We start from the raw sequence: 23,808 nt of genomic DNA on the forward strand, positions 1-23,808 counted from the left end.
GACCGGTCAGGCCGCCGGGTCGTGACGGCGGGCGTCGGGCAGGGCCGCGAGCACGTCGTCGGCGCTGATCGAGCCGGCGACCCGGCCGTCGGCGTCGACGGCCACCCCGCGCCCGGACGGCGACGACAGCGCGGCGTCCAGGGCGCCGCGCAGCGATCCGGACCCGACCTCGTAGAGCGACCCGCCGGGGACGACGTCACCCTCGCCGACCGGTCCCCCGGTGCCGCCCTCGAACCAGCCCAGCGGACGTCGTTCGGCGTCGAGCACGGCGTACCAGCCCTGCCCGGGGGCGTCGTCGCCCAGGGCCACGGTGTCGAGCTCGCGGATCGGGATCGTGTCCGAGGTCAGGAAGCCCAGGCCCCGGTAGCCGCGGTCGCGGCCGACGAAGTTGTCCACGAACTCGTCGACCGGGCGGGAGAGCAGCACGCCCGGCTCGTCGTACTGGGCCAGCTTCCCGCCGACCCGGAACACCGCGACCTTGTCGCCGAGCTTGATCGCCTCGTCGATGTCGTGGGTGACGAACACGATCGTCTTGCCCAGGTCGGACTGCAGGCGCAGCAGCTCGTCCTGCAGGCTCTCCCGGACCACCGGGTCGACGGCGCTGAACGGCTCGTCCATCAGCAGCACCGGCGGGTCCGCGGCGAGCGCGCGGGCCACCCCGACCCGCTGCTGCTGGCCGCCGGAGAGCTGGTTCGGGTACCGCTTGGCCATCGAGGGGTCGAGCCCGACGGTCTCCATCAGCTCCATCGCCCGGCGACGGCCGTCGCGCTTGCCCTGCCCGATCAGCACCGGCACGGTCGCGATGTTGTCCACGATCGTGCGGTGCGGGAACAGGCCGGACTGCTGGATGACGTAGCCGATCCCCCGGCGCAGCTCGGCCGGGTCGCCGGCGAGCACGTCCTCGCCGTCCACCCGCAGCTCCCCGGAGGTCGGCTCGACCATCCGGTTGATCATGCGGACGGACGTGGTCTTTCCACAGCCGGACGGTCCGACGAAGACGGTGATCTTCCCCTGCTCGGCGACGAGATCCAGCTCGTCGACGGCGACCGTGCCGTCCGGGAACCGCTTCGTCACGCCCCGGAACTCGATCATCCGGGCAACCCCCGTCGCCACGGCGGCCGCTGATCGGCCGCTCGGTCGGCCCACGCTAACCCGACCGGGCGATCCTCGCGCGCGTGTGACCGACGAGCCCCCGGTCAGACCGTGCGGTCCCGCCCGGCCGAGACGACAGTGAGGACATGCCGAAAGAGCACTCCGTCCTGCCCCGTCCCCGCCTGGACCTGGATCCGGACGCCCCGCACGTCGCGGACTACTTCCACTACGCCGACCTGCTCACCGACGACGAGCGGGCGCAGCTGCGGCGGGTCCGGGAGTTCCTGGCGGCCGAGGTGGCACCGGTGGTCGACGAGGCCTGGCAGCGCGACGAGTTCCCGCAGCAGCTGATCAAGGGCTTCGCCGCGCTCGACCTGGCCGGCGCCGGCTACGCCGACCCGCCCGCACGCCGGCTGTTCCTGGGCTTCCTGCACGCCGAGATCTGCCGGATCGACCCGTCGGTGAACAGCTTCTACGGCGTGCACACGGGCCTGGCCATGGGCTCGATCTTCGCCGGCGGCACGCCGGAACAGCGCGAGCGCTGGCTCCCGCCGATGGCGCGGATGGAACAGATCGGCGCGTTCGGGCTCACCGAGCCGCACGGCGGCAGCGACGTCGCCGGCGGTATGGAGACCACGGCCACCCGTGACGGCGACGAGTGGGTCCTGGACGGGGAGAAGCGCTGGATCGGCAACGCCACGTTCGCCGATCTGATCGTGATCTGGGCGCGGGACACCGACCCCGAGGCGAAGGGCGCGGTGCGCGGGTTCGTGGTCGAGCGCGGCACCCCCGGCCTGACCACCACCAAGATCGAGGGCAAGACGTCGCTGCGGATCGTGCAGAGCGCCGACATCCTGCTCGACCAGGTCCGGGTCCCGGAGTCGCACCGGCTCTCCGGGGGCACGGGCACGTTCGCCGACGCCGGCACCGTCCTGCAGCGCACCCGGGCCAACGCGTCGTGGGGCGCGGTCGGGGTGCAGATGGCCGCCTACGAGCTGGCACTGTCCTACTCGAAGGAGCGCGAGCAGTTCGGACGCCCGATCGCCGGGTTCCAGCTGATGCAGGACCTGCTGGTCAAGATGCTGGGCAACGTGTCGGCCTCGCTCGGCATGGCGGTGCGCAACTCCCAGCTGCTCGACGAGGGCCGCGGCTCGGACGCACACTCGTCGCTGGTCAAGGAGTTCTGCGCGAGCCGGATGCGCGAGACGGTCGCCTGGTCGCGTCAGCTCGTCGGCGGCAACGGCGTGATCGTGGCCAACGGCATCGCCCGCTACTTCTCCGACGCCGAGGCGATGTTCTCGTTCGAGGGCACCCGGGAGATGAACACGCTGATCGTCGGCAAGAACGTGACCGGGCACAGCGCGTTCGTCCGCTGAGCCGATCGCTCTACCCGGGACCCAAGCGGTTCAACGCCGCCCGGCTCCCGTCGTCGGCGCCACGATGGACCACCACGACCTGGTCCGGGTCGCCGAGCGGCACGAGCACCTCGAAATCGGTCGCGATCACGCCGTGATCGGGATGGCGCACGACCTTGCGGCCTCGACCGGTGAGCGTGACGGCCGGCTCGGACCACCACCGTGCGACGTCCTCGTCGCCGGCGATGCACTCTGCGATGAGGTCGTCGAGGGTCTGGTCGTCGGGGTGCGCGGCCCACGCCGTACGCAGGTGGGCGACCCCGTCCCGGACGACGGCCTCGCGATCGAGGTGGGACTCACGCATTCGGGGGTCCAACAAGCACAGCCGGATCGCGTTGCGCTGTAACGGAGGCAGCGTGTCGAAGTCCAGCATCAACCCGGCCATCTCGAGGTTCCACGCGAGGATGTCGTAGCGGTGGTTCAGCAGCATGGCCGGGCGGGGTGAGAGATCGGCGACGAGCTGCGCCAGCGGCGGCGCGGCGACGGTGGCGGGCTCGTCGGCGGTGCGTGGACGCCGCCCGGCCAGGCCGAAGAGATAGGCACGCTCGTCGGGGGCCAGTCGCAGTGCGGCGGCCAGAGCCTCCGCCACGTCGGCCGACGGGCGCGGCCCCCGGGCCTGCTCCAGCCGCATGACGTAGTCGGTGCTGATCCCGGCCAGCTCGGCGACCTCCTCCCGGCGCAGCCCCGGCGTCCTGCGGGCTCCCCGACGCAACGGCAGGCCGAGATCCCGGGGATCGAGGCTCTCGCGTCGCGACCGCAGGAACACGGCCAGCTCCCGCGTCGCGTCCACGGTGCCGGTGATCACGAACGGTGCAACCGGGTCGATAGGACCGCTATTCCTAGGAAACCGGCTCCGTTGTCCGTGCCCTGCGGCGGTCACATCCTGGCGGTCGACGTCGATCGCGATCGCAGGAGGACACCATGTCAACGACCCTCGACACCTACCGGCTGTTGGGGCGATCCGGGCTGCGGGTCTCCCCGCTGGCGCTGGGTACGGCCACGTTCGGCACCGAGTGGGGGTGGGGCGCGGAGAAGGAACAGGCGCGAGCCCTGTTCGACACCTATGTCGAGCACGGCGGCAACTTCGTCGACACCGCCTCCACCTACACCGACGGCAGCTCCGAGCGGCTGCTGGGCGAGTTCATCCGCGAGCACCGCGAGCGGTTGGTCGTGGCGACGAAGTACACGACCCTGCGCACGGCGGGGGACCCGAACTCCGGTGGCCCGCACCGCAAGAGCCTGTTCGCCTCGGTCGAGGCCAGCCTGCGTCGGCTGGGCACCGACGTCATCGATCTGCTGTACCTGCACGTCTGGGACTTCACGACACCGGTCGAGGAGATCCTGCGCGGCCTGGACGACCTGGTCCGGCAGGGCAAGGTCCACTACGTGGCGATGTCCAACGTCCCGGCCTGGGAGATCTCACGCATGCAGGCGATCGCCGACCTGCGCGGCTGGACCCCGCTGGTCGCGCTGCAGCCCGAGTACAGCCTGATCAACCGCGCCGCCGAACGCGACCTGATCCCGATGGCACGGGAGATGGGGTTGGGGGTCACTCCGTTCTCTCCGGTCGGCGGCGGCGTGCTCGCCGGCAGGTACACCCGCGCCGACCTCGCCGGGGCCGCCGGCACCAGGCCGGGTGAGAGCAACCGGAAGACGTTCAACGCGGGCCTCGGCATGGTCACCGAGCGCACCCTCACGATCGCCGACGTCGTCGGGGACATCGCCTCCGAGACGGATCGGACGCCCGCCCAGATCGCGCTGGCCTGGGTACTGGACAACCCCGGTGTGACGGCTCCGGTCATCGGCGCTCGAACCGCCGAGCAGCTGCTGGGGAACCTCGGAGCGCTGGACGTCGACCTCACCGCCGAGCAGCTCGCCCGTCTCGACTCCGTCAGCGCGATCGACCTCGGGTACCCGCACGATCTGCTCGCCGGCGACCACGCCCGCGCCGTGTCCGCGGGTGACCTCACGATCGAGAGGCACCGCCGATGAACGCGGACGCCGGGGAACGATCGTTCACCGCGGAACAAGGTGACCGGGTGTTCGCGCCGCCGGGACCTGTTCCACCACGTCGAGAACGCATCGGCGACCGAACCGCTCGATCTCGTGATGGTGTCCACCAAACCAGGGTTCCGAGGACGAAGAACGCGAGCACCGGCTGAACCCGGATCCACACGGACGGGTCCGTCCGGGGACCGTCACCATTGTCCGGGTGCGCCCGGTCGCGGAGCGTCCGGCGGTCCGCCGGCGGCCGTCGCCGGTGTCGGCAGGCCGCCGCCGCGCAGGATCCGGTGCAGCTCGTCCGGGCGCAGCGAGCGGGCGAACAACCAGCCCTGGAACGCGTTGACCCCGAGGCCGCGCAGCACGTGGAACTGCTCCGCGGTCTCCACCCCCTCGGCGACGGTGCCGCGGCCCATCGCCCGCGCCACCTCGACGACGGCGCGGGCCAGCGCGAAGTCCGCGGGGTCGGTGCCGACGCCGGTGACGAACGCGCGGTCGACCTTCACCGTCTGCGCCGGGAGCTCCTTGAGCCGCGCCAGCGACGAGTAGCCGGTCCCGAAGTCGTCGACGGCGAAGCGGACGCCGCGGCGGACGAGCTCGCTCATCGCGTCCAGGGCGGGCTGGGGCAGCGAGACCAGGCTGGTCTCCACCAGCTCCAGCACCAGCTGGTCCCAGCCCAGCCCGGAGCCGGTCACGGTCGAGGTGACGACGTCGAGGAAGTCCGGGTCGGCCGGCAGCAGGCCGGCCAGGTTGACCGCCACCGAGATCTGCTGGCCGAACCGCGGCCAGCTCGCGGCCTCGGTCGCGGCGGTGCGCAGGACCCAGATGTCGAGGTCGCGCTGCAGCCCACCGCGCTGGGCGACCGGCAGGAACTGCCCCGGCGTGACCTCGCCGTGCACCGGGTGCGACCAGCGCAGCAGCGCCTCGGCCGAGAGGACCGTGCCGTCCGGGCCGACGACCGGCTGGTACTCCAGTCGCAGGCCGTCGTTCTCGATCGCGGCGCGGAGCTCGGCCTCCATCTCCAGCTGGCGGGTGGCCGCGTCGCCGCTGCGCGCATCGGCCACCGCGACGGCGCCGCGGCCGCGCTTCTTCGCGTCGCGCATCGCGACCTCGGCGTAGCGCAGCAGGTCGGCCCCGCGGGGGGCCTCGGCGGAGCCGGTCCCGGCCCGCAGGACGTCCGGTGTGGCGATCCCGACCGAGGCCGTCATCGCGACCGGCCGGTTGTGCACGGAGACGCTGCCGCGCAACAGCTCCGCGACCATGCCGGCGAGCCGCGCGGCGCCGCCGACCTCGGTGACGTCGGCGCAGACCACCGCGAACTCGTCGGCGGACAGGCGCGAGGCGGTGCAGGACACCGGGAGCTCGCGCTGCAGCCGGGCGCCGAGCTCGACCAGCAGCGCGTCGCCGACGTCGTGCCCGAGGGAGGTGTTGACGCGGGCGAAGTCGTCGACGTCGCCGACGACCAGGGCGACGCGGTCCGCACCGGGCCCGGACAGCAGACGGTCGGCGTGCGCGAGCGCGGCGGCGCGGTTCGGCAGCCGGGTCAGCGCGTCCACGGTGTCGGCGTCGCGCAGCACGCCGGCGGCCCGGTTCCGCTCGCCGACGTCGGTGCAGACCAGCAGCCAGAACGGGCGTCCGTCGTCGGCCGGGGAGGCGTTGACGACGATCTCGGTGTCGACCCGGGTGCCGTCGGCGCGCAGCAGCGCGAGCGAGTCGATCCGGTAGTTGGGCTGCGGGTCCGACGGGTCGCGCAGCCAGTCCGGCAGCTCCGACGACGTCCGCTGCGGGTCCGCGGTCAGGCTGCGGGCGGGTACCCCGCGCAGCGTCTCCAGGTCGGCGTCGAGAAGCGCGCACATGGCCGGGTTGGCGTCGACGACCCGGCCGCGGTCGTCGAGCATCGCGACACCGGTGGTGATGGTGGCGACGAGGTCGGCGAAGCGCTGCCCGGCCCGCTGGGCCCGGTGCTCGGCGCGGCGGCGGTCGGTGACGTCGGCGACGGTGCCGATCAGCCGCAGCGGCCCGCCCCCGGCGGTGCGCTCGATCCGGGTCCGGCAGCTCAGCACCGGTGCGCCCGGGCCGTCGCCCGCGGGGCGGAGCTCGGCGGAGTGCGTGCCGGTGTCCGCGGCACCCCCGGGGTCGCCGGTCCCCGACGGCGAGTCGCGGCGCAGCAGCCGGCAGACGCGCTCGACCTGCTCGCCCTCGATCGGGCCCTCCGGCCCGTCCGGGCGGACCTCGAGCGAGCGGTAGAGCTCGACCAGGCCCTCGCTGCGGGTCAGCGTCCCGGCGTTGAGGTCGAACGTCCAGGTCCCGGACCGGGTGGCGCGCTCCAGGTCCAGGGCGGGCGCCTCGTCGGACGGCGCGGTCTCGGCCTCCGGGAACGGGACCAGCACGACGGCCGTGCGCTCACCGGGCTGCGCCCATCGCACGACCCGCACCCGCGCGAGCTGACGGTCGGCGCGGACCAGCCGGGCGTCGGAGTCGGGACCGACCAGGAGCTGCGGCAGCCGCATCCCGGTGGGGTCCGCGGACCCGGCCAGGCGGCGCAGGGCCGGGTTCGTGCGCAGGACGGTGCCGGAGCGGTCGCAGAGCATCGTCGGGGCGTGCGGGAGGACGACGTCGGAGATGTCCGGCACCACGATCGGCGGGAGCGCCGGCTCCTCCTCGTCCGCGAACGGCGCGGGCCGCCGGGTGTCGGTGAAGGCGCGGGCGAGATCGCCGGCGAATCCCGAACCGGCCGGACGGTCGCCGTCGCCGGGTCGCCGCATCTCGGCTCCCATCACCGTTCCCGAGCGCGGTACGGCCCCGCCCGGGTTACCGGACGAGCGGTCGCCCCCGCGTGGTTCCAGGTCGCCCACGCCCGCCTCCGTTCTGATCGACTCCGTGCATCAGAACCAACGAGCCACCGGCCCGGGCGATCCGCCCAGGTAGCCCGATCGAGCCAGGCTACACAGGGCGTGATGGGCCTGTTCAGCCTAACGGACGATCTGCCGTTTGCGAATACTCGGCGGTAATCGAAGATCCACGCGCCGAAGGGTCACCGACTGTCGCCCAGTGGCCACTATGGAGTTGACCGACAGCGACTGCCGTTCACCGAAGGCTGCTCTGCGTTTCGGCGCATACACGGAACGTGATCATCATTCCGGCGTGTCGGCGGCGTGTGCGACGGCGGCGGAGACCGCCGGGGCGACCCGCGGGTCGAACGGGCTCGGCACGATCCGGTCCGTCGCGAGGTCGTCGGCGGCCACCGAGAAGATCGCCTCCGCGGCGGCGAGCTTCATCCGCTCGGTGATCCGGCGGGCACCGGCGTCCAGCGCTCCGCGGAAGACACCCGGGAACGCCAGCACGTTGTTGATCTGGTTCGGGAAGTCGCTGCGTCCGGTCGCGACGATCGAGGCGTGCCGCGCGGCGACGTCCGGGTGCACCTCGGGGTCCGGGTTGGACAGCGCGAACACCATCGCCTCCGGAGCCATGGTGGACAGGATCTCTTCGGGCAGCGTCGCGCTGGACAGACCGACGAACACGTCCGCGCCGGCCATCGCCTCGCCCACGCCACCGGTGACCCCGCGCGGGTTGGTGACGGCGGCGAGATCGGCCTTCACCCCGCCGCGCCCGGCGTCGACGATGCCGCGCGAGTCGAGCAGCACGATGTCGGTCGCGCCGGCGGCGAGCAGGATGCGGGTGCAGGCCACCCCGGCCGCCCCGGCCCCGGACACGACGATCCGCAGACCGGACAGCGGCCGGTTCTGCACCGCGCAGGCCCCGCGCAGGGCGGCCAGCAGCACGATCGCGGTGCCGTGCTGGTCGTCGTGCATGACCGGGCAGTCCAGCGCCTCGATCAGCCGGCGCTCCAGCTCGAAGCAGCGCGGCGCCGACACGTCCTCGAGGTTGACCGCGCCGAACGTGGGCCGCATCCGCACCATCGTCTCGACGATCTCGTCGACGTCGGTGGTGTCGAGCACGACCGGGATCGAGTCCAGCCCGGCGAAGGACTTGAACAGCGCCGACTTGCCCTCCATCACCGGCAGCGCCGCCCGCGGGCCGATGTCGCCGAGGCCGAGCACCGCGGTGCCGTCGCTGACGACCGCGACGAGCCGGTTGGACCAGGTGTAGCGGGCGGCCAGCGACGGGTCGGCGGCGATCGCGCGGCTGACGTCGGCGACACCGGGGGTGTAGGCGATGGCGAGGTCGCGGGCGTTGCCCAGCGGGGCGGTCAGGCCGGTGCTGAGCTTGCCGCCCTCGTGCGCACCGAAGACCTCGTCGCGGGTCGGGACGGTCGTCGCACGGGTCTCGGTCTGGTCGGCAAGGGTCATGACGGGGGCTCCTCACGGATGGGCGATGCGGGGCACGCCGGAGGCGCGCCACCTGCCGTTGCACCGGAGGTCGCGGGTGTCGTCAACCAGTTCGCGGTGCCGGACGGCCACCACGGGAGTCCACGCAGGATGCGGCGGGACGTCCCGGGACTCGGCTGTCGGGTACGCGATGGATCGTAACCGGAGCGGCCCCCGCCCACGCCCGGGTGCCGCACGTGTCGTGCGGCACACACACGCCGGTCAGCGCAGAGGGATCAGCGCAGCGGGGTGGGCGTCAGCTCCGGCAGCGGCAGCGCGGGCAGCGCCGGGCCGGTCGGCTCCTCGCTCAGCGGCAGCGCGGTCGGCGCGAACGGCCGGTCACCCTCGATCACCGAGACGCGGCCGACGCCGCCGAACTCGTCGGCGTAGTCCAGCGCCTGCGCGATGTCGGCCACACCGTTGGTCGTGGTCGGGGCCATCAGGCTGCTCAGCACGCCGAACGCCCTGCCCTCGGCGTCGAGGTAGCCGCTTCCGGAGTCACCGGGCACGCCCGGGGGCGTCGTCGCCACGACGTGCGTGCGCGGACCCTCCGGTTGACCGAGGCTGATCCCCTGCTTGTTCGGCGTCGCGACGAGCTGGTTGGGCTGGTGGCTGTAGACCTTCTCGCCCTCCCCGGTCCCGTCCGCGTCCAGGCCGGTCGGGCCGCCGAAGCCGGGCACCGTCGGGTTCGACGCGGCGACCGCGGCGTCGCCGAGCTCGATCAGCTCCAGGTCGTTGAGGTTGCACAGCTCCGGGTCGGTCTCGCCGCGGGCCTGCATCGTGGCCCAGGAGTTGTAGGCGACGCGGCCGGCGTAGTTCTCGCCGTCCCGGCCCTGGATCACGACCGCGGTCCCCACGGGCATGACCGGCTCGCGACAGCCGTCCACCGAGGACATGGCGTCCTCGGCGGCGTTGCAGTGCGCGGCCGCGCCCAGGTAGACCTTCCCGTCCGGGACGCCCGCGCCGGACTCCGTGTGCGCGGACTGGTGCTCGCCGTCCTTGCCGCGCCGGCCGCCGTCGGCGTGGCCGTCGGAGCCGGCGGCGTCGGTGTAGAGGAAGTTCGCCGTGCACAGCTCGGCTCCGCGCGGCAGCGGGGTGGCGATCTGCACGCCCGGCCCGACCGCGGCGGTCGTCGCCGGGGCGAAGGTCGCGACGGGGGCGGCCGAGGCCGCCATGGGGGCGGCGAGCGCGGCCGCCGAGGCCAGGCCCAGCACGACACCGACGCCGACGATCCGGCGTCCGCTCCGCAGTGCACGAGACATGGGGTTCCTCTTCTCCTGTCCACGGGGCCTCGTCCCGCCTGGCGCGACCCCGCCCGCATTCGTACCCGGAAGAACGACCCGCGTCCCGGACCGTCACCGTCACGTTCGGGTCGTTGTTCTCCCGTCACTCCACCGTGTCCGGTGCCGCCGCGCCGCCACCGGAGCCGTACGGCCCCTGCGAGGGGGCGGTGCGGCGACTACCGTGCCGGATCGTGTCCGACGACGTCAGCCCGCCCGGCCGGGTCTTCCTGCTCCGTCACGGCGAGACCGAGTGGTCCGCCAACGGCCGGCACACCGGCCACACCGACATCCCCCTCACCGACGCCGGGCGGGCCGCGGCCGGACGTTCCCGGCACTCGCTGGAGTTCCTGCGCGGCATCGACGCTCCTCCCCCGGCGCGGGTGCTGTGCAGCCCGCGCTCGCGTGCGCGGCTCACCGCCGAGCTGGCCGGCCTGCACGTCGACGCCGTCGACGACCGCCTCGCCGAGTGGGACTACGGCGAGGCGGAGGGACTGACGACGCCGGAGATCCGCGAACGCCACCCCCGCTGGACGATCTGGGACGGTCCGTGGACCGGCGGCGAGACCCCCGACGACGTCGGTGCCCGCGCGGACTCGGTTCTCGTCGACGCCCGGAAGCTCACCGCCGACGGCGACGTCGTCCTCGTCGGGCACGGCCACTTCGGCCGGGTGCTGGCCGCCCGCTGGATCGGCCTGCCGGCGACCGGCGGGGTGCACCTGCGGATGGACGCCGCCGCGGTCACCGTCCTCGGTGACGAACGCGGCGCTCCCCGCCTCGACGCCGTGAACGTGGTGCAGCCCGAGTGACCGGGTCGTTCCGGTGATCCGGCAGGCCGGGCCCCGCGACGTCGACGCGATCGTGGCCCTGGTCCACGAGCTCGCCGACTACGAGAAGGCGCGCGACGAGTGCCACCTGACCGCCGGGCAGCTGCACACCGCGTTGTTCGGGGCGGATCCCTCGGCGTACGCGCACGTCGCGGTCGCCGGCGGGGACGGCGGGGACGCCGTCGGCTGCGCCATCTGGTTCCGCACGTTCTCCACCTGGGAGGGCGTGGCGGGCATCCACCTGGAGGACCTCTACGTCCGCCCGGAGCACCGCGGGTCGGGGTACGGCGGCGCGCTCCTCGCCGCCCTGGCCGCCCGGTGCCGGGCCGAGGGCTGGGCCCGCCTGGAGTGGAACGTCCTGGACTGGAACGCCCCCGCGATCGGCTTCTACCGTTCCGTGGGAGCGGTGCCGAACGAGGGCTGGACGACCTACCGGCTGACGGGGCCCGCGCTGGCCCGCGTCGGCGCCGGCGGAGTGCCCCGGGACCACCCGGCGGGTCCGGCCACGCCCTGACGACGGTCGGGGACACCGATCACGTTGCGCAACTGCACGACTCGCGCGAGTGACCGCGATCATGCGATCTTTGTTCGAGATCATGAACGGAGTGCAGGCACGCGCACGCCCCGAACCGCCTGGAGCCACGACCGATGACCGACCGCCGGCACACGGGCCCCGCGGCGCACCCGGACGACACCCTCACCGCCTCCCCGACCGCGCCCCCGGCCGACCGCCTGGCCGCCGAGCTGCGCCGGTGGCGCCTCTCGCGCTGGCCGACCGGGGCCGGGTTCGCCCGGGCCGCCGGCTGGTCGCAGTCCAAGGTGTCCAAGATCGAGACCGGCGCCACCCTCCCGTCCGAGGAGGACGTGACGCGCTGGCTCGAGTGCACGGTGGACGACGAGGCTCTCCGGGCCCGTCTCGGCACCCAGCTCAGCGGGCTGCGCACGACGGCGCTCGGGGACAAGGGACCGCGGCCGGAGCCGGACCGCCCGCGGCGGCGGCGCACCTGGCCCGAGCGCTACCGGCAGCTGATCGAGCTCGACGAGACCGCCGGTCCGTTCCGGGCCTTCAGCCTCGGCACGGTCCCGAGCCTGCTGCAGACCCGTGAGTTCTTCGCCGAGAGCGTGCGGCGGGCGGTACCTCCGGGGGCCACCGGGCAGGACCTCGACCAGACACTCGCCGAGATGGCCGCCCTGCACGTGCGCCACCAGGCGCTGGTCTACGAGGCGACCGAGGTGGGCCGCATCGTCGTCGACGAGGGTGCGCTGCGCCGCCCGGTCGGGCCGCCGTCGCTGCTGCGCGGCCAGCTCGACCGGCTGTGCGCCGTGGTGCGCGAGCAGGGGGCGGCCCGCCTGGCCGTGCTGCCGCGCACGGCCGCGCTGCCCTGCGCACCGCTGTCGTCGTTCACGGCCTACCCGGAACGGGTGTTGATCCCGGCGCTGGCCGGGGACCTGTGGTTCTCCCGTGCCGACGACGTGCGGTTCTACTCCGAGGCCTTCACCCGGCTCTGGGAGGCCTCGGTCGACGGCGACGAGGCCGCCGCCCTGCTCGAACGCATCCGCGACGAGGGCTGAGCACGATCCGCCCCACCACAGCGGGACGCGGCGACGCCGGAACGTGGGGCGTCAGGTCGTCGCGGCGCCGGGGTCGGCCCGCACCAGCCGCGCACGGACGCGGGACACGACCTCCCGGGCCTGCTCGCCGTGGCGGGCCGCGGCGCGGACGGCGTCGAACATCGCCTGGTAGGCCGCCACCTCCCCCGGGTCGTCCACCCGGTGCTCGCGGGTCAGGCCCCCGACGAGCACCCGCTGCGGGGGGATCCGGATCGTGAAGTGCGTGGGCGCCGGGACCTGCGCGGCGTCGGCCTCGCTCAGCACCGACACCGCCACGTTGTCCAGCCGGGCCAGCTCACCCAGCCGGTCGAGCTGGCCCAGCTTCACCGCGGTCGGCGCCGGTCCGAGGTGCAATGCAGGCTCGGCGAGCACCAGCTCCACGCGGCTCTCCGGCCGGTACAACGCGGCCTGCTGCCGGACCCGCGCCCGCTGGCGACGCTCCAGCAGACCATCGGCACCGCCGGGGTCCGCCGGCGCGAACGAGGTGGCCGCGAGGTAGGCCCCGGTCGCCAGCTGCAGGGGCAGCGTCAACGGGTAGTAGCCGCCGGTCCAGCCGGCGTCCGGCGCGGGGTCGTACGGCTCCCCGGGCGCGGCCTCCGCACCGGCCGACCGGCCGGGCGCGGCGGGACGCCCGCCGGCGCGCCTGAGCAGGGCGTCGAGCCGGGCGGCGGTCTCGGCGCCGGCCCCGGTCGCCTCGCACCAGGCGCGCAGCTCGGCCTCGCCGCACCGCCTACGCCCGGTCTCCAGCTTCGACACCCGCGGCTGCGACCAACCGAGAGCGGCGGCCAGGGCCGTCGCCGACGGGAACGCGTCGCGGCGCAGGGCCCGCAGTCCCGCGGCCAGCTCGTGCGCCGGATCCGCTCCCGGTTCCCCGTGCGACACGGTCCGCCCGACTCCCGTTCCTCGTCGCCCGCCGGCTCCGGAGGCGCCGCACGTCAGTGATCATGTTTGCATCCGGCCCGCACCATCACAAGCGCACCGCCGGCGCCCCGGGCGTCCACCCGCAGGAGATGGTCCGCCCACTTGCGGGAGCCGCCGTCGGCGCCCACCCGGTACGTGGTCGCCTCGCGCCAGGCCTGGCCGTCGGCGCAGTCGGACCACTTGCGAGGCAGGCGGTGCCGCCCGGAGTTCCGGCCCCCCGTGGTCGCCGCCGGGCGCGGGGCGGACCCGTCCCCGGACGCCCCGGCGCCGACGCGGCCGCGGATCTTCGGCACGGCCCACCGCAGCAGCGAGCGGGTCAGCTGCCAGAGCACCAGCGCGACACCGAGGACGGGGATGGCCATCAGGGCGATCTGCACGAACGCCGAGGCCCCGTCCAGCACGACGTTGCCCGACCCGCCGAGCTCGCCGACGAGCCGCTCGGACTTCGCGACGACGTTGCGGACCAGGTCCGGGAGCTGGACGACGATCAGCCCCAGCTGCAGGAACAGCGCCGGGATCACGAACAGGACCCAGACCGAGATGAAGATCTGCGGCCAGCGCTTGAGCTCGTCGAGCAGCGGCTCGGCCGGCCGGCGCAGGATCACCCGGCGCAGGATCGGCCCGATGTACTTGAACAGGTCCGGGATGCCGACCAGGTCGGCCATGATGTGGTACCCGTCGAAGCGCAGCGACGGCAGCAGCTGCTGGACGATCTCGAGGTTCGTCGAGAGCAGCGCGACGAGGAACAACGGGTTGCCCGTCCAGCCGTAGCAGGCGGCCAGCACGACGACACCGAGCGCGTTGAAATACACCCCGCCCAGGTCGGCGCGGACGCGGCCGCCGCGGCCGAGCCGGTAGGAGTTGGTGATGTCGGTGTAGAACGCGGGCCACACCAGGTAGATCCCGCACCCCATGGTGCCCGGGCGAGCCCCGCCGTAGCGGCAGGCCGCGGCGTGCCCGATCTCGTGGAATCCGGTGGAGGCGAACGAGATGACCACCACCAGCAGCAGGTCCACCGGGTTGAGCAGCACCTGCTGCAGGGCGTAGCCCATGTCCTGGTACAGCAGGGCCCAGGCCTCGGCGATCACGAAGCCGGACAGCACCGCGGCCATCACGACGGGGTGGAACAGCCACGAGCCCATCCCGGCGAGCCGCCAGCTCAGCTTCTCCGAGACGACGGTGAACTTGTAGCGCAGTGCCAGGAACGGGTCCGACCGCTCGATCTCCGGGACGGTGCCGTCGGAGTAGGTGGTCACGCCCAGCGGGGCCAGCTTCTGGTCCACCAGGAACGCGACGTGCTCGGCGAGGTAGCCGTCGCCGGTCTCGAACCGGAGCGCGGCCGCGACGCTGTGCAGGGTGCGGTGGGTGGCCGGGCGGCCCTCGTCGACGAAGAGCTCCTTGCGCTCGTCGAGCAGGGTCACCAGCAGGTAGAGCAACGGGGGCAGGCGGACGAGCTGCCCGTCGGCCCGGCACACCAGCTGCGGGGGCTGCTTGTAGCCCGACCCCTCGAACTCCCCGACCGCCTCGACGCCGGGCAGCAGCGTCGGCGCCGGGGCCTCGATCAGCTGGGTCGGCCCGGTCACCTCGGCCGGGTGCATCCCGGGGGGCAGGCGCCGGGGCGGGCTCGGCACCCGCGGGTCCGGAGCCGGACGGCGGGACGACCGAGCGCGCCGGTCCGCGCCGGCGTCCTGTCGCCGGGCCGGTTCCCGCCGGTACCCGCGCTCCACCGTGCTGGTCATGCCATCGCCTCCACGCCCTGCCGGGGCTCGCCGTGCCGGGTCTCGCGGTCCCGGGTCTCGCGGTACCGGGTTCTCGGCGGTACCGGTCGTGCTGGATCTCGTCGTCGTCACCGTCGCCGCCGGACGTGCGAACGCCCGGGCCGTGGACGGGTTCCCCCTCCGCGGCCCGGGCGTTCGGCACCGGATGCCGGGTACTCAGTGCCCGGACACGGCGGTCGGAACGCAGGTCACGCTCGTGTACGGCTGGCTCGAGCCCAGGCCGAGCGAGCCGAGCAGACCCGGGGTCCCGGGGCTCGAGGTGGTGGTGCAGCTCGAGGCCACCGTCGAGCCGCCCCCACCGCCGTCGGACGACGGGGCCGGGGTGCTCGTGGCGCCGGCACCGGCGCCGTTGTTGAACGTCAGGTCGACGACCGAGAGGGCCGTGCGCCGGGGGAACACCTCGGCGCACAGCGCGTTCAGCCCGGCCAGGTCCACGTCGGGCCGCATGTCGGGGATCAGTGACCCGACACGGCGGTCGGGACACAGGTCGTCGTGCTGCCCGGGTTCGCCGAGCCCAGGCCGAGCGAGCCCAGCAGGCCGGGGGTGCCCGCGCTGTAGGTCGTCTGGCACGACGACAGGGCGGTCGTCCCGCCCGAGTCGCCACCGGCGCCGCCGGCCGCGGCGGCCGCCGCGCTGCTCGGCCCGCCGCCGGCGCCGCCGGCGTTGTTGAACGGTGTCGTCACCGTCGACAGCACGGTCCGCTGCGGCAGGACCTCGCCCACCAGCATGTCCAGGTCAGCCTGGTTCACCATGGCCACCACATTCACCTCTTCACGCGTCTCACCGGACGACGTGCGCCGCCCGGCACAAGAATGGAATAGGAATGGAGCGGGCCGGCCCGGCGTCGACATTGTCGCCGACGCCGGGGCCGATCCCGTTGTGACTCGAATCCTCGCTCACTCTCACCGATAACGGCACCCATGCCTGTGCGATACACGGGAAAGTCGATGACCGGCGTCGAGCAGCGCGGCGCGACTCGGGGGTGTGCGCCGTGGACCGGGCCGAGGGGCCCGGGACCCCGTCAGGGACGGGGCCCGGCCGGGCCCGGTTCATCTCAGTGCCCGGAGACCGCGCCCGGCGTCGAGGTCAGGGTGGAGCCCGGGTTGTTGGAGCCGAGGCCCAGCGAGCCCAGCAGGCCCGGGGTGCCCTGGGAGACGGTGCCCTGCTGGCCGTTGAGGGCCGTGGTCCCGCTCGAGTCGCCACCCTGCCCGCCGGCCGCCGCGGCCGCCGCGCTGCTGGAGCCCCCGTCGCCGCCACCGGCGTTGTTGAAGGGGGTGGTGACGGTGGACATGACGGTCCGCTCGGGCAGGACCTCGCCCACGACGCCGGCCAGGTCCGCGATGTCGATCGTCTTACGCATTCGAAAATCTCCTCGACTCGTCCCGCACGTTCGATCACAATGCGATCTCGGTACGGATTCTTCTGGGATCACCGAATTCTCCGGCGATGTCGGGCCGGTTGGTGCGGGCCCGTACTAGGAAAACGAAGTCCGTACGGAGTGGTTACGTGGTTCCGAGCCATTCCGGAGCACCGGAATATTCGGAATGGCCGGGCGCGGGGCGCCGGCGGCGGCCGCCTGAGGGCACCCGACCGGGTGTCACCCTTCCGAGCAGGACCGACGCCGCGGGCGAGGGGCTCGGGGCGGGCCCGCGCCCACCCGGCATCGCCCGTGCGACGCGGCGATCGGCCCATGACGCTCACCCGTTCGGACGCGCATTATTCGCGCGCGCCCCGACCGGATCCGCGGGATCGGGGCGCCCGGACCCCACGACGGGGCCCGCGACGAAGCCCGCCGACGCCCCTTCCCGTCGCGCCGGGCCGGAGCGGGCGGGCCGGAGCGGGCGGGTCGGAGCGGGCGGGTCGGAGCGGGCGGGTCGGAGCGGGCGGGTCGGAGCGGGCGGGGCCTCAGGCCTCGTCGGGATAGTCGTCACCCATCGACCACCGGCGGGCCTGGTCGCTGATCAGCAGCAGGAACGTGAGGATCACCACGACCCCGGCGACGATCCCGAGCAGCAGCTGCCCCGATGGGCCGATCAGGCTGTAGACGGCGGGCAGCAGCAGGAGCTGGATCACGATCGCCGGCGTGCGGACACCGCGCTTCCCGCGGACGAGCCCGAGGCCGATCGCCACCACCGCGGCCCCCACGAGCAGGAAGAACGCCCCCTCGGCCAGCCCCAGGGACATCGCCTGCCCCCCGGCACCGAAGGCCCGGACGGCGAGCACCACCGCGAACACGACGGCGACGGCACCCTGGGCGGCGACCAGCGCGCCGGCCACACGGACGTTCTGCGGCGCCACGTCGGGCATGCGGGGGCTGCCGGTAGTCATGGCTCGAGAATAGGCGGCGCTACCCTCGCCGGGTGCGCGCGCTGCTCGTGGTCAACCCGCAGGCCACGTCGACCACCGCCGCCGGGCGGGACGTGCTGACGCACGCATTGGCCAGCGAGCTCAAGCTGGAGGTGCTGCAGACGCGCTACCGGGGGCATGCGGCCGAGGGCACGGCCGCCGCCGTCCGCGACGGCGTCGAGCTCGTCGTCGCCCTCGGTGGCGACGGCACCGTCAACGAGGTCGTCAACGGCCTGCTCGCCGACCAGACCGGCACCGGCACCACCGCCCCGCGCCCGGACGCCGAGGCGACCGCGATGCTCGCCGTCGTCCCGGGCGGCTCGGCCAACGTGTTCGCCCGCGCCCTGGGCATGCCGCGCGACCCGGTGGAGGCCACCGGGCACGTGCTCAGCGCCCTGGCCGCCCGCCGGCACCGAATGGTCGGCCTCGGGCACGCCGACGACCGGTGGTTCACGTTCAACGCCGGGATGGGGTGGGACGCCGACGTCGTCGCCGCCGTCGAGCGCGCCCGGGCCCAGGGGCACGAGGCGAGCCCCGGGCGGTACGCCGTCACCGCGCTCGCCCAGTACCTCGCTCAGTTGCGCCGCCCGCCGTCGATGACGGTGCACATCCCGGGCGCCGACCCGCTGCCCGGGGTCAAGCTCGCGTTCGTCAGCAACACCGATCCGTGGACGTTCCTGTCCGGGCGGGCCGTCCGGACCAACCCCCGCTCGTCGTTCGGCAGCGGGCTGGGGCTGTTCGCCCTGCGCAGCCTCGGCCCGCGCACGATCGCAGCCGTTCTGGGCCAGATCCTGTCCAGCGACGGGAATCCGCACGGCCGCCACGTCGTTCGACAGGACGCGGTACCGCTCGTCCGGATCACCAGTGACACTCCGCTGGCGCTGCAGCTCGATGGCGACCACCTGGGAGAACGCACCGATGTGGAGTTCCTCAGCGTGCCCGCTTCGTTACGCGTCGTCGTGTGAGATAGGCAGTTCGCCGCAGTCGGGGGCCGGTGATCACTCACTGGGGTGACCACAACACCATTCACCGATGGACGTGGACCGCCGATCCCGTTGGGGCTCGCACCTGGCCAAACGGTGATCCAAGGTGGTCCTACGCAGCAAGGGACCACGGGCAGCGAGGCCCGGGGTGTTTGGTCCTACAGGGATTCGGGTAGCCGTTTCGCTGTTGGGCGGGGACACTGGGAAGAGCTTGGCCCGGACGGAACAGCACAGTTCCGACCACCCGGCATGTGAGTGCCGGTGAGGCCGCTCACGCTTGAACCAGTCCGTTTCCCTTGAAGACGGACCGCGCTCGTGAAACCATTCACAAGCGGCGGAAAGACCGTAAGTACGCAGTCGATCGGCGCGACCCCGATCGCGCACAACGAGGAGCACAGAAATCATGGATTGGCGTCACGACGCGATCTGCCGCGACGAGGACCCCGAGCTGTTCTTCCCTGTCGGGACGAGCGGCCCCGCCCTGATGCAGATCGCCGAGGCCAAGACGGTCTGCCGGCGCTGCCCGGTGACCGAGTCCTGCCTGGCCTGGGCGCTCGAGAGCGGCCAGGACGCGGGAGTCTGGGGCGGTATGAGCGAGGACGAGCGGCGCGCCCTGAAGCGGCGCAGCACCCGCACCCGTTCCTACACTGCCTGAGGGACCCTCGAACCGGGCGGAATCGCCTGAACAGTTCGAGTCGTACGAAGAACAGAACGCTCCCCCACCGCGGGCCCGCAGCCGGATGCCACCGGCAGCGGGCCCGCGGTTCTCGTTCCGGGTCGGTGTAGCGCCCTTTCTGCTAGGGCCACCCCCGGAACGAACCGATGAACACGGTGCCGGCGCGACCTCGGCACCGGGGTCATCGGTCATGGGGAGAGCCTATCCGCTGCCGTTCGGCGACCCGCCCAGGGGCAGCCTGATCAGCGCCTCGGTGCCGCCGCCCTCGCGGGCGCCCATCCGGAGCGTGGCCTCGAGCTCGGAGGTCAGCAGCGTGCGCACGATCTGCAGGCCCAGTCCCTGCGCCGTCTCCACGTCGAAGCCCTCCGGCATGCCGTGCCCGTCGTCGGACACCGCCACCTCGAGCCAGCCCGCGGAGCGGCGCGCCGAGACCACGACCTCGCCGGACTCGCCCTGGTCGTAGGCGTGCGCGAGCGCGTTGTGCACCAGCTCGGTGAGCACCAGGACGAGCGGTGTGGCCCGCCCGGCGGGCAGGGTGCCGAACCCGCCCTCGACCCGCACGCGGGCCCGGGCCTCGGCCGTCGCGCCGTCGCGGATGGCCGGCAGCACCTTCTCCAGCAGCGCGTCGAGCTCGACGGTCTCGGCGACGGAGTAGGCGAGCGCCTCGTGCACCAGCGCGATCGAGGTGACCCGCCGGACGCTCTCCTCGAGCGCACGCGTGGCCTCGGGGTGGGCGCTGCGCCGCGACTGCATCCGCAGCAGGGCCGCGACCGTCTGCAGGTTGTTCTTGACCCGGTGATGGATCTCCCGGATCGTCGCGTCCTTGCTGAGCAGGGCCATGTCCCGCCGGCGCAGGTCGGTGACGTCACGGACCAGCACCAACGCCCCCGCGGGGTCGCCACGCGGGCGCAGCGGCAGCGAACGGACCACCATCGACGCCCGGCGCCCGCGGATCTCCATCCGGGGTGACGCCTTGCCCTCCAGCGCCTCGGTGATCTTCGTGGCGACGTCGGCGGCCTCGAAGGGGTCGAGCACCAGCCGGCGGGTCACCACGGCCAGCTCGGTGCCCGCGACGTCGCTCGCGTGCCCCATCCGGTGGTACGCCGAGAGCGCGTTCGGGCTGGCGTAGGCGACGTTGCCGTGCACGTCGAGCCGGACCAGGCCGTCCCCGGCGCGCGGGCTGCCCTCGGTGCTGCCGAGCGGCACGGACTGCGGGAACGTGCCGTCGACGATCATCTGGCACAGGTCGGACGCGCTGCCCAGGTAGGCGATCTCCAACGGGCTCGGGACCCGCGGGGTGGCCAGGTTCGTGTCGCGGGACAGGACGGCGACGGTGCGCCCGCCCTGGCGGACCGGGATCGTCTCCCGGCGGACGGGAACCTCCAGGTGCCAGCGCGGGTCGTCGTCGCGGCAGATCCGGCCCTCGGTGACGGCGCGGCGCAGCTGCCCGACCTCGACCGCGGCCGCGCGCTTGCCCACCACGTCGTCCGGGTGCGCGGTGGGGGCCGTGGTGGGCCTGGCCTGCGCCACGCACAGGAAGGCGCTGCCCGCAGCGCGGGGCGGGGCGTCGGCGCCGTCCGGTGTGGAGGGTTCGTCCAGCGGCACCCAGAGCAGGAAGTCGGCGAACGACATGTCGGCGAGCAACTGCCACTCCGACACCACCCGCTGGAGGTGGTCGACGGTCTCGCCGTGCATCCGGGTGTGCTCGGCGAGCAGCTCGCTCAGCGTGGTCACGGCCGCCATCCCATCACATGCGAGAATGGGTACCGAACTCGCCGAACAGGGTCGGGTCGTTCCAGAGGGAGGGAGCACGCATGTCGAAGCGCGCCCGCAAGCGTCGCGACCGCGGCAAGAAGAAGGCGAACCACGGCAAGAAGCCGAACACCTGAGTTCGCCTCACACACGACGAACGGCGGGCGGCCACCCTGTGAGGGGTGCCGCCCGCCGTTCGTCGTTCGTGATGCCCGCGCGGGCTAGAGCCGGTGCTGCTCGATCCGGCTGGTGGTCACGGCCACCGTGGTGCCGTCGGGGCCGGACTCGACGCTGACCGAGGCCTGCTCCAGCACCGCGGAGCGGATCTGGGAGCGCAGCCGGTCCTTGAGCCCGTCCGGCGCCAGCTCACCACCGCACTTGCGGGCCAGCAGCGCCTTGAGCTTCTCGTCGATCCCGTACTCGGACAGGCACGGTGCGCACTCGTCGAGGTGCTGCTCGAGCACCGCGCGCCGGTGGTCGTCGCACTCCCTGTCCAGGAACAGCCACACTTCGGCCAGCACCTCCGAGCAACCGGTACCGCCGGTCATCGGATGGCGAGCCATGGGGTTCTGGGCCTTCGCCCCGGGCGACCCCGCCGAGCAGGGTCCGGTCTCGTCGCCCTGTCCCCGCTCGGAGGACGGGGTCTCGTCGCTCGCGCTCACCTCGTCGTCACCTCCTGCGCGCCCCGCGCGAAGCCACGCTCGCGCGCGACGTCGGTCAGCATGTCGCGCAGCTGGCGCCGGCCACGGTGCAACCGGGACATCACGGTCCCGATCGGCGTGCCCATGATCTCGGCGATCTCCTTGTAGGCGAACCCCTCGACGTCGGCCAGGTAGACCGCCATCCGGAAGTCCTCCGGCAACTGCTGCAGCGCGGCCTTCACGTCGGTGTCCGGAAGCGCGTCCATCGCCTCGACCTCGGCCGAGCGGAGCCCGGTGGAGCTGTGCTCCCCGGCCTGGGCCAGCTGGTAGTCGGTGATCTCGTCGGTCGGCGACTGCAGCGGCTGACGCTGCTTCTTCCGGTACCCGTTGATGTAGGTGTTGGTCAGGATCCGGTACAGCCAGGCCTTGAGGTTGGTGCCCCGGCGGAACGTCCTGAACGCCGAGTAGGCCTTCAGGAACGTCTCCTGCACCAGGTCCTCGGCGTCGGCCGGGTTGCGCGTCATGCGCAGCGCGGCGCCGTAGAGCTGGTCGATCAACGGCATGGCGTCGCGCTCGAACCGCGCGACCCGTTCCGACTCGGTCTCCTCGACCTCCGGGGTCTCCTCGGGGGCGTCGACGACGTCGACCCCACGCGGCTCCTCGGCGGTACCCGCCTGTTCCTTCTCCGGCACCGAACCCCTCTCCAGCGACGCGGGGCCGCTCGAGGCGATCCCCCGCACGGTGACCGGCGGTGTTCCCGCCGTCCCGGACCGCTCAGAGGGTACGCGTACACGCCGCCGACGGCCGGTCGACGGCGCCTCCATCACAGCGTTGCTCACGTCAGGTGTAACCACCCGGTGCCCCCGCACATTCCCCGCGACTCCGCATCCGCCGACGTCCTAGGTTGTCCGGCGACGGAGGGAGCACGATGGCGGGACGGGGCACGCCGGCGACGGCACTGCTGACCACGAAGAAGATCACCCATCGGGTGCACACGTACACCCACCGCGACGGGGCGGTCTACGGGACCGAGGCCGCGGACGCGCTCGGCCAGGATCCGCGACGGGTGTTCAAGACCCTCGTCGCGCTGGTGGACGGCACGATGACGGTCGGGATCGTGCCCGTCACCAGCACGCTGGACCTCAAGGCTCTGGCCGCGGCCGTCGGCGGAAAGCGGGCGACGATGGCCGACGTCACCGACGCCGAACGCACCACCGGCTACGTCGCGGGAGGGATCTCCCCGCTCGGTCAGCGCAAGCGCCTGCCCACCGTGATCGACGCCTCGGTCCGCGATCACGAGACGCTCTACTGCAGCGGCGGCCGCCGGGGTCTGGAGATCGAGCTCGCCCCCGACGACCTGATCGCCCTCACCACCGCCACGGTCGCCCCCATCGCCGCGACCTGACCCCTCCCCGCCGCCCACCCGGTCCCGGTTCAGGGAGCGGGGCACCGGGCGGGGCGCTCAGGGGAGGAGGTGGGTGAGCCAGGTGTCGATCGCGTCGCGGACGCCGTCGGGGTCGGCCTTGAGGGAGTGGTCGCCGTCGAGCACGACGACGTCGCGGGACGCGGCGGGCTCCGGGCATCCGAAGGGGTCGCGGCGGCCCTGCACGACCAGTACCGGCACCTCGACGCCGTCCAGCTCGGGCATCCGGTCCTTGTCCGGCTTGCCCGGCGGGTGCACCGGGAAGGCCAGGCAGAGCACGCCGGACGCCCCGGCCCCGCCCGCCGTCCGGCAGGCCACCCGGGCTCCCGAGCTGCGGCCACCGGCGAGCAGCGGCAACCGGCCGCGCCTGTCCACGCCCAGCTCCCCCGCCCGCGCCGCGGCGACGACGGCCAGCCACGCCGCGTCGAGCTGCTTCGCCGGGGCCGGGGCACGACGGCCGGCGACACGGTAGGGCTGCTCGACGAGTCCGACGTGCACGCCCCGGGCCGTCGCGGTCCGCGTGGCGACGACGAGGTCGGGTGCGCCCACCCCGCCACCGGCGCCGTGGCCGAGCAGGAACAGGGCACGGGCCCGGCCCGTCGCCCGGTGCAGCGTGACCCGGGCCGGTCCGTGCGGGGTGTCGATCCCGACCGGCTCGGTGCTCATGGCGCCTCCGCGGGACGGAGCACGTCGGCGGTGCTCATGCCGCCTCCGCGGGACGGAGCACGTCGGCG

The 23,808-nt window shown here is 73.5% G+C and carries 24 protein-coding genes; 9 read left to right on the top strand and 15 right to left on the bottom strand.

What is annotated here, in order from left to right; all coding sequences use genetic code 11:
• Nucleotides 1-6 precede the first annotated feature (6 nt).
• Complete coding sequence (locus tag EV383_RS24940; RefSeq protein ID WP_130292183.1) at nt 7-1,092, bottom strand: ABC transporter ATP-binding protein; 1,086 nt, start codon at nt 1,090-1,092, stop codon at nt 7-9.
• A 146-nt stretch (nt 1,093-1,238) separates the two neighbouring features.
• Here EV383_RS24940 and EV383_RS24945 point away from each other — a divergent pair, with 146 nt between their 5' ends.
• Nucleotides 1,239-2,468, top strand: coding sequence for an acyl-CoA dehydrogenase family protein (locus EV383_RS24945; protein ID WP_130292184.1), 1,230 nt, complete (start codon nt 1,239-1,241; stop codon nt 2,466-2,468).
• Nucleotides 2,469-2,478: 10 nt separating this feature from the next.
• Here the strand turns inward: EV383_RS24945 and EV383_RS24950 are convergent, their stop codons facing one another.
• Nucleotides 2,479-3,312, bottom strand: a complete 834-nt coding sequence (locus tag EV383_RS24950; protein ID WP_130292185.1) for a helix-turn-helix transcriptional regulator — start codon at nt 3,310-3,312, stop codon at nt 2,479-2,481.
• A gap of 116 nt (nt 3,313-3,428) precedes the next feature.
• On the opposite strand from EV383_RS24950, the gene EV383_RS24955 reads away from it, so the two are divergent.
• Nucleotides 3,429-4,499 carry an aldo/keto reductase gene (locus tag EV383_RS24955; RefSeq protein WP_130292186.1) on the top strand — a complete coding sequence of 357 codons (1,071 nt, stop codon included), beginning with the start codon at nt 3,429-3,431 and terminating at the stop codon, nt 4,497-4,499.
• Nucleotides 4,500-4,705: 206 nt separating this feature from the next.
• On the opposite strand, the gene EV383_RS24960 is transcribed toward EV383_RS24955, so the two are convergent.
• The 3 genes from EV383_RS24960 to EV383_RS24970 all read right to left on the bottom strand — a co-directional run bounded on the left by EV383_RS24960 (nt 4,706) and on the right by EV383_RS24970 (nt 10,098).
• Nucleotides 4,706-7,273 carry a putative bifunctional diguanylate cyclase/phosphodiesterase gene (locus EV383_RS24960; RefSeq protein WP_165438497.1) on the bottom strand — a complete coding sequence of 856 codons (2,568 nt, stop codon included), beginning with the start codon at nt 7,271-7,273 and terminating at the stop codon, nt 4,706-4,708.
• Between the two features lie 369 nt (nt 7,274-7,642).
• Nucleotides 7,643-8,818: an NAD(P)-dependent malic enzyme gene (locus tag EV383_RS24965; protein WP_130292188.1), complete on the bottom strand. Its 1,176-nt coding sequence runs from the start codon at nt 8,816-8,818 to the stop codon at nt 7,643-7,645.
• 254 nt (nt 8,819-9,072) lie between these two features.
• Nucleotides 9,073-10,098, bottom strand: coding sequence for a serine protease (locus EV383_RS24970; protein ID WP_130292189.1), 1,026 nt, complete (start codon nt 10,096-10,098; stop codon nt 9,073-9,075).
• A gap of 212 nt (nt 10,099-10,310) precedes the next feature.
• On the opposite strand from EV383_RS24970, the gene EV383_RS24975 reads away from it, so the two are divergent.
• The 3 genes from EV383_RS24975 to EV383_RS24985 all read left to right on the top strand — a co-directional run bounded on the left by EV383_RS24975 (nt 10,311) and on the right by EV383_RS24985 (nt 12,515).
• Entirely contained in the window at nt 10,311-10,925 is a 615-nt protein-coding gene (locus EV383_RS24975; RefSeq protein WP_130292190.1) for a histidine phosphatase family protein, read from the top strand.
• Between the two features lie 13 nt (nt 10,926-10,938).
• The gene (locus tag EV383_RS24980) at nt 10,939-11,457 is read left to right on the top strand and encodes a GNAT family N-acetyltransferase (RefSeq protein WP_130292191.1); all 519 of its coding nucleotides are present in this window, start codon (nt 10,939-10,941) and stop codon (nt 11,455-11,457) included.
• A gap of 134 nt (nt 11,458-11,591) precedes the next feature.
• The gene (locus EV383_RS24985; RefSeq protein ID WP_130292192.1) at nt 11,592-12,515 is read left to right on the top strand and encodes a Scr1 family TA system antitoxin-like transcriptional regulator; all 924 of its coding nucleotides are present in this window, start codon (nt 11,592-11,594) and stop codon (nt 12,513-12,515) included.
• A 51-nt stretch (nt 12,516-12,566) separates the two neighbouring features.
• Here the strand turns inward: EV383_RS24985 and EV383_RS24990 are convergent, their stop codons facing one another.
• The 6 genes from EV383_RS24990 to EV383_RS25015 form a co-directional block, all read right to left on the bottom strand.
• On the bottom strand, nt 12,567-13,436 hold the full coding sequence (locus tag EV383_RS24990) for a Scr1 family TA system antitoxin-like transcriptional regulator (protein WP_130292193.1): 870 nt from the start codon (nt 13,434-13,436) through the stop codon (nt 12,567-12,569).
• A gap of 53 nt (nt 13,437-13,489) precedes the next feature.
• Nucleotides 13,490-15,214, bottom strand: coding sequence for a zinc metalloprotease (locus EV383_RS24995; RefSeq protein ID WP_130292194.1), 1,725 nt, complete (start codon nt 15,212-15,214; stop codon nt 13,490-13,492).
• 195 nt (nt 15,215-15,409) lie between these two features.
• A complete protein-coding gene (locus tag EV383_RS25000) occupies nt 15,410-15,700 on the bottom strand; it encodes a hypothetical protein (protein WP_130292195.1) in 291 nt (96 codons plus the stop codon).
• Nucleotides 15,701-15,708: 8 nt separating this feature from the next.
• Nucleotides 15,709-16,005 carry a hypothetical protein gene (locus EV383_RS25005; RefSeq protein ID WP_207223651.1) on the bottom strand — a complete coding sequence of 99 codons (297 nt, stop codon included), beginning with the start codon at nt 16,003-16,005 and terminating at the stop codon, nt 15,709-15,711.
• A 302-nt stretch (nt 16,006-16,307) separates the two neighbouring features.
• The gene (locus EV383_RS25010; RefSeq protein ID WP_130292197.1) at nt 16,308-16,613 is read right to left on the bottom strand and encodes a hypothetical protein; all 306 of its coding nucleotides are present in this window, start codon (nt 16,611-16,613) and stop codon (nt 16,308-16,310) included.
• Between the two features lie 545 nt (nt 16,614-17,158).
• Nucleotides 17,159-17,581 (bottom strand): hypothetical protein, encoded by a 423-nt coding sequence (locus EV383_RS25015; protein WP_130292198.1) that lies wholly within the window; start codon nt 17,579-17,581, stop codon nt 17,159-17,161.
• Nucleotides 17,582-17,613: 32 nt separating this feature from the next.
• Here EV383_RS25015 and EV383_RS25020 point away from each other — a divergent pair, with 32 nt between their 5' ends.
• Nucleotides 17,614-18,564 carry a diacylglycerol/lipid kinase family protein gene (locus EV383_RS25020; protein WP_130292199.1) on the top strand — a complete coding sequence of 317 codons (951 nt, stop codon included), beginning with the start codon at nt 17,614-17,616 and terminating at the stop codon, nt 18,562-18,564.
• 421 nt (nt 18,565-18,985) lie between these two features.
• Nucleotides 18,986-19,237 (top strand): WhiB family transcriptional regulator, encoded by a 252-nt coding sequence (locus tag EV383_RS25025; protein WP_130292200.1) that lies wholly within the window; start codon nt 18,986-18,988, stop codon nt 19,235-19,237.
• Nucleotides 19,238-19,459: 222 nt separating this feature from the next.
• On the opposite strand, the gene EV383_RS25030 is transcribed toward EV383_RS25025, so the two are convergent.
• Nucleotides 19,460-20,992 (bottom strand): sensor histidine kinase, encoded by a 1,533-nt coding sequence (locus tag EV383_RS25030; protein WP_130292201.1) that lies wholly within the window; start codon nt 20,990-20,992, stop codon nt 19,460-19,462.
• A gap of 80 nt (nt 20,993-21,072) precedes the next feature.
• Here EV383_RS25030 and EV383_RS33205 point away from each other — a divergent pair, with 80 nt between their 5' ends.
• Complete coding sequence (locus EV383_RS33205) at nt 21,073-21,147, top strand: 50S ribosomal protein bL37 (RefSeq protein WP_372447449.1); 75 nt, start codon at nt 21,073-21,075, stop codon at nt 21,145-21,147.
• An 84-nt stretch (nt 21,148-21,231) separates the two neighbouring features.
• Here EV383_RS33205 and rsrA read toward each other — a convergent pair whose 3' ends face one another.
• Nucleotides 21,232-21,672: a mycothiol system anti-sigma-R factor gene (rsrA, locus tag EV383_RS25035; protein WP_423213664.1), complete on the bottom strand. Its 441-nt coding sequence runs from the start codon at nt 21,670-21,672 to the stop codon at nt 21,232-21,234.
• The gene (locus EV383_RS25040) at nt 21,669-22,343 is read right to left on the bottom strand and encodes a sigma-70 family RNA polymerase sigma factor (protein WP_130292202.1); all 675 of its coding nucleotides are present in this window, start codon (nt 22,341-22,343) and stop codon (nt 21,669-21,671) included. The genes rsrA and EV383_RS25040 overlap by 4 nt, the downstream gene beginning before the upstream one ends.
• A 236-nt stretch (nt 22,344-22,579) precedes the next feature.
• Here EV383_RS25040 and ybaK point away from each other — a divergent pair, with 236 nt between their 5' ends.
• Nucleotides 22,580-23,056: a Cys-tRNA(Pro) deacylase gene (ybaK, locus tag EV383_RS25045; protein WP_130292203.1), complete on the top strand. Its 477-nt coding sequence runs from the start codon at nt 22,580-22,582 to the stop codon at nt 23,054-23,056.
• Nucleotides 23,057-23,113: 57 nt separating this feature from the next.
• On the opposite strand, the gene EV383_RS25050 is transcribed toward ybaK, so the two are convergent.
• Nucleotides 23,114-23,740 (bottom strand): alpha/beta hydrolase family protein, encoded by a 627-nt coding sequence (locus tag EV383_RS25050; protein ID WP_130292204.1) that lies wholly within the window; start codon nt 23,738-23,740, stop codon nt 23,114-23,116.
• Between the last annotated feature and the right edge of the window lie 68 nt (nt 23,741-23,808).

The sequence above is a fragment of the Pseudonocardia sediminis genome (assembly GCF_004217185.1).
Taxonomy (GTDB): Bacteria; Actinomycetota; Actinomycetes; order Mycobacteriales; family Pseudonocardiaceae; genus Pseudonocardia; species Pseudonocardia sediminis.

Excerpts from the sequence above, each read along its gene's own strand:
- EV383_RS24940 (WP_130292183.1), bottom strand. The coding sequence starts at position 1,092 with ATGATCGAGTTCCGGGGCGTGACGAAGCGGTTCCCGGACGGCACGGTC.
- EV383_RS24945 (WP_130292184.1), top strand. The coding sequence starts at position 1,239 with ATGCCGAAAGAGCACTCCGTCCTGCCCCGTCCCCGCCTGGACCTGGAT.
- EV383_RS24955 (WP_130292186.1), top strand. The coding sequence starts at position 3,429 with ATGTCAACGACCCTCGACACCTACCGGCTGTTGGGGCGATCCGGGCTG.
- EV383_RS24960 (WP_165438497.1), bottom strand. The coding sequence starts at position 7,273 with ATGCGGCGACCCGGCGACGGCGACCGTCCGGCCGGTTCGGGATTCGCC.
- EV383_RS24965 (WP_130292188.1), bottom strand. The coding sequence starts at position 8,818 with ATGACCCTTGCCGACCAGACCGAGACCCGTGCGACGACCGTCCCGACC.
- EV383_RS24970 (WP_130292189.1), bottom strand. The coding sequence starts at position 10,098 with ATGTCTCGTGCACTGCGGAGCGGACGCCGGATCGTCGGCGTCGGTGTC.
- EV383_RS24985 (WP_130292192.1), top strand. The coding sequence starts at position 11,592 with ATGACCGACCGCCGGCACACGGGCCCCGCGGCGCACCCGGACGACACC.
- EV383_RS24995 (WP_130292194.1), bottom strand. The coding sequence starts at position 15,214 with ATGACCAGCACGGTGGAGCGCGGGTACCGGCGGGAACCGGCCCGGCGA.
- EV383_RS25000 (WP_130292195.1), bottom strand. The coding sequence starts at position 15,700 with ATGCGGCCCGACGTGGACCTGGCCGGGCTGAACGCGCTGTGCGCCGAG.
- EV383_RS25005 (WP_207223651.1), bottom strand. The coding sequence starts at position 16,005 with ATGGTGAACCAGGCTGACCTGGACATGCTGGTGGGCGAGGTCCTGCCG.
- EV383_RS25010 (WP_130292197.1), bottom strand. The coding sequence starts at position 16,613 with ATGCGTAAGACGATCGACATCGCGGACCTGGCCGGCGTCGTGGGCGAG.
- EV383_RS25015 (WP_130292198.1), bottom strand. The coding sequence starts at position 17,581 with ATGACTACCGGCAGCCCCCGCATGCCCGACGTGGCGCCGCAGAACGTC.
- EV383_RS25025 (WP_130292200.1), top strand. The coding sequence starts at position 18,986 with ATGGATTGGCGTCACGACGCGATCTGCCGCGACGAGGACCCCGAGCTG.
- ybaK (WP_130292203.1), top strand. The coding sequence starts at position 22,580 with ATGGCGGGACGGGGCACGCCGGCGACGGCACTGCTGACCACGAAGAAG.
- EV383_RS25050 (WP_130292204.1), bottom strand. The coding sequence starts at position 23,740 with ATGAGCACCGAGCCGGTCGGGATCGACACCCCGCACGGACCGGCCCGG.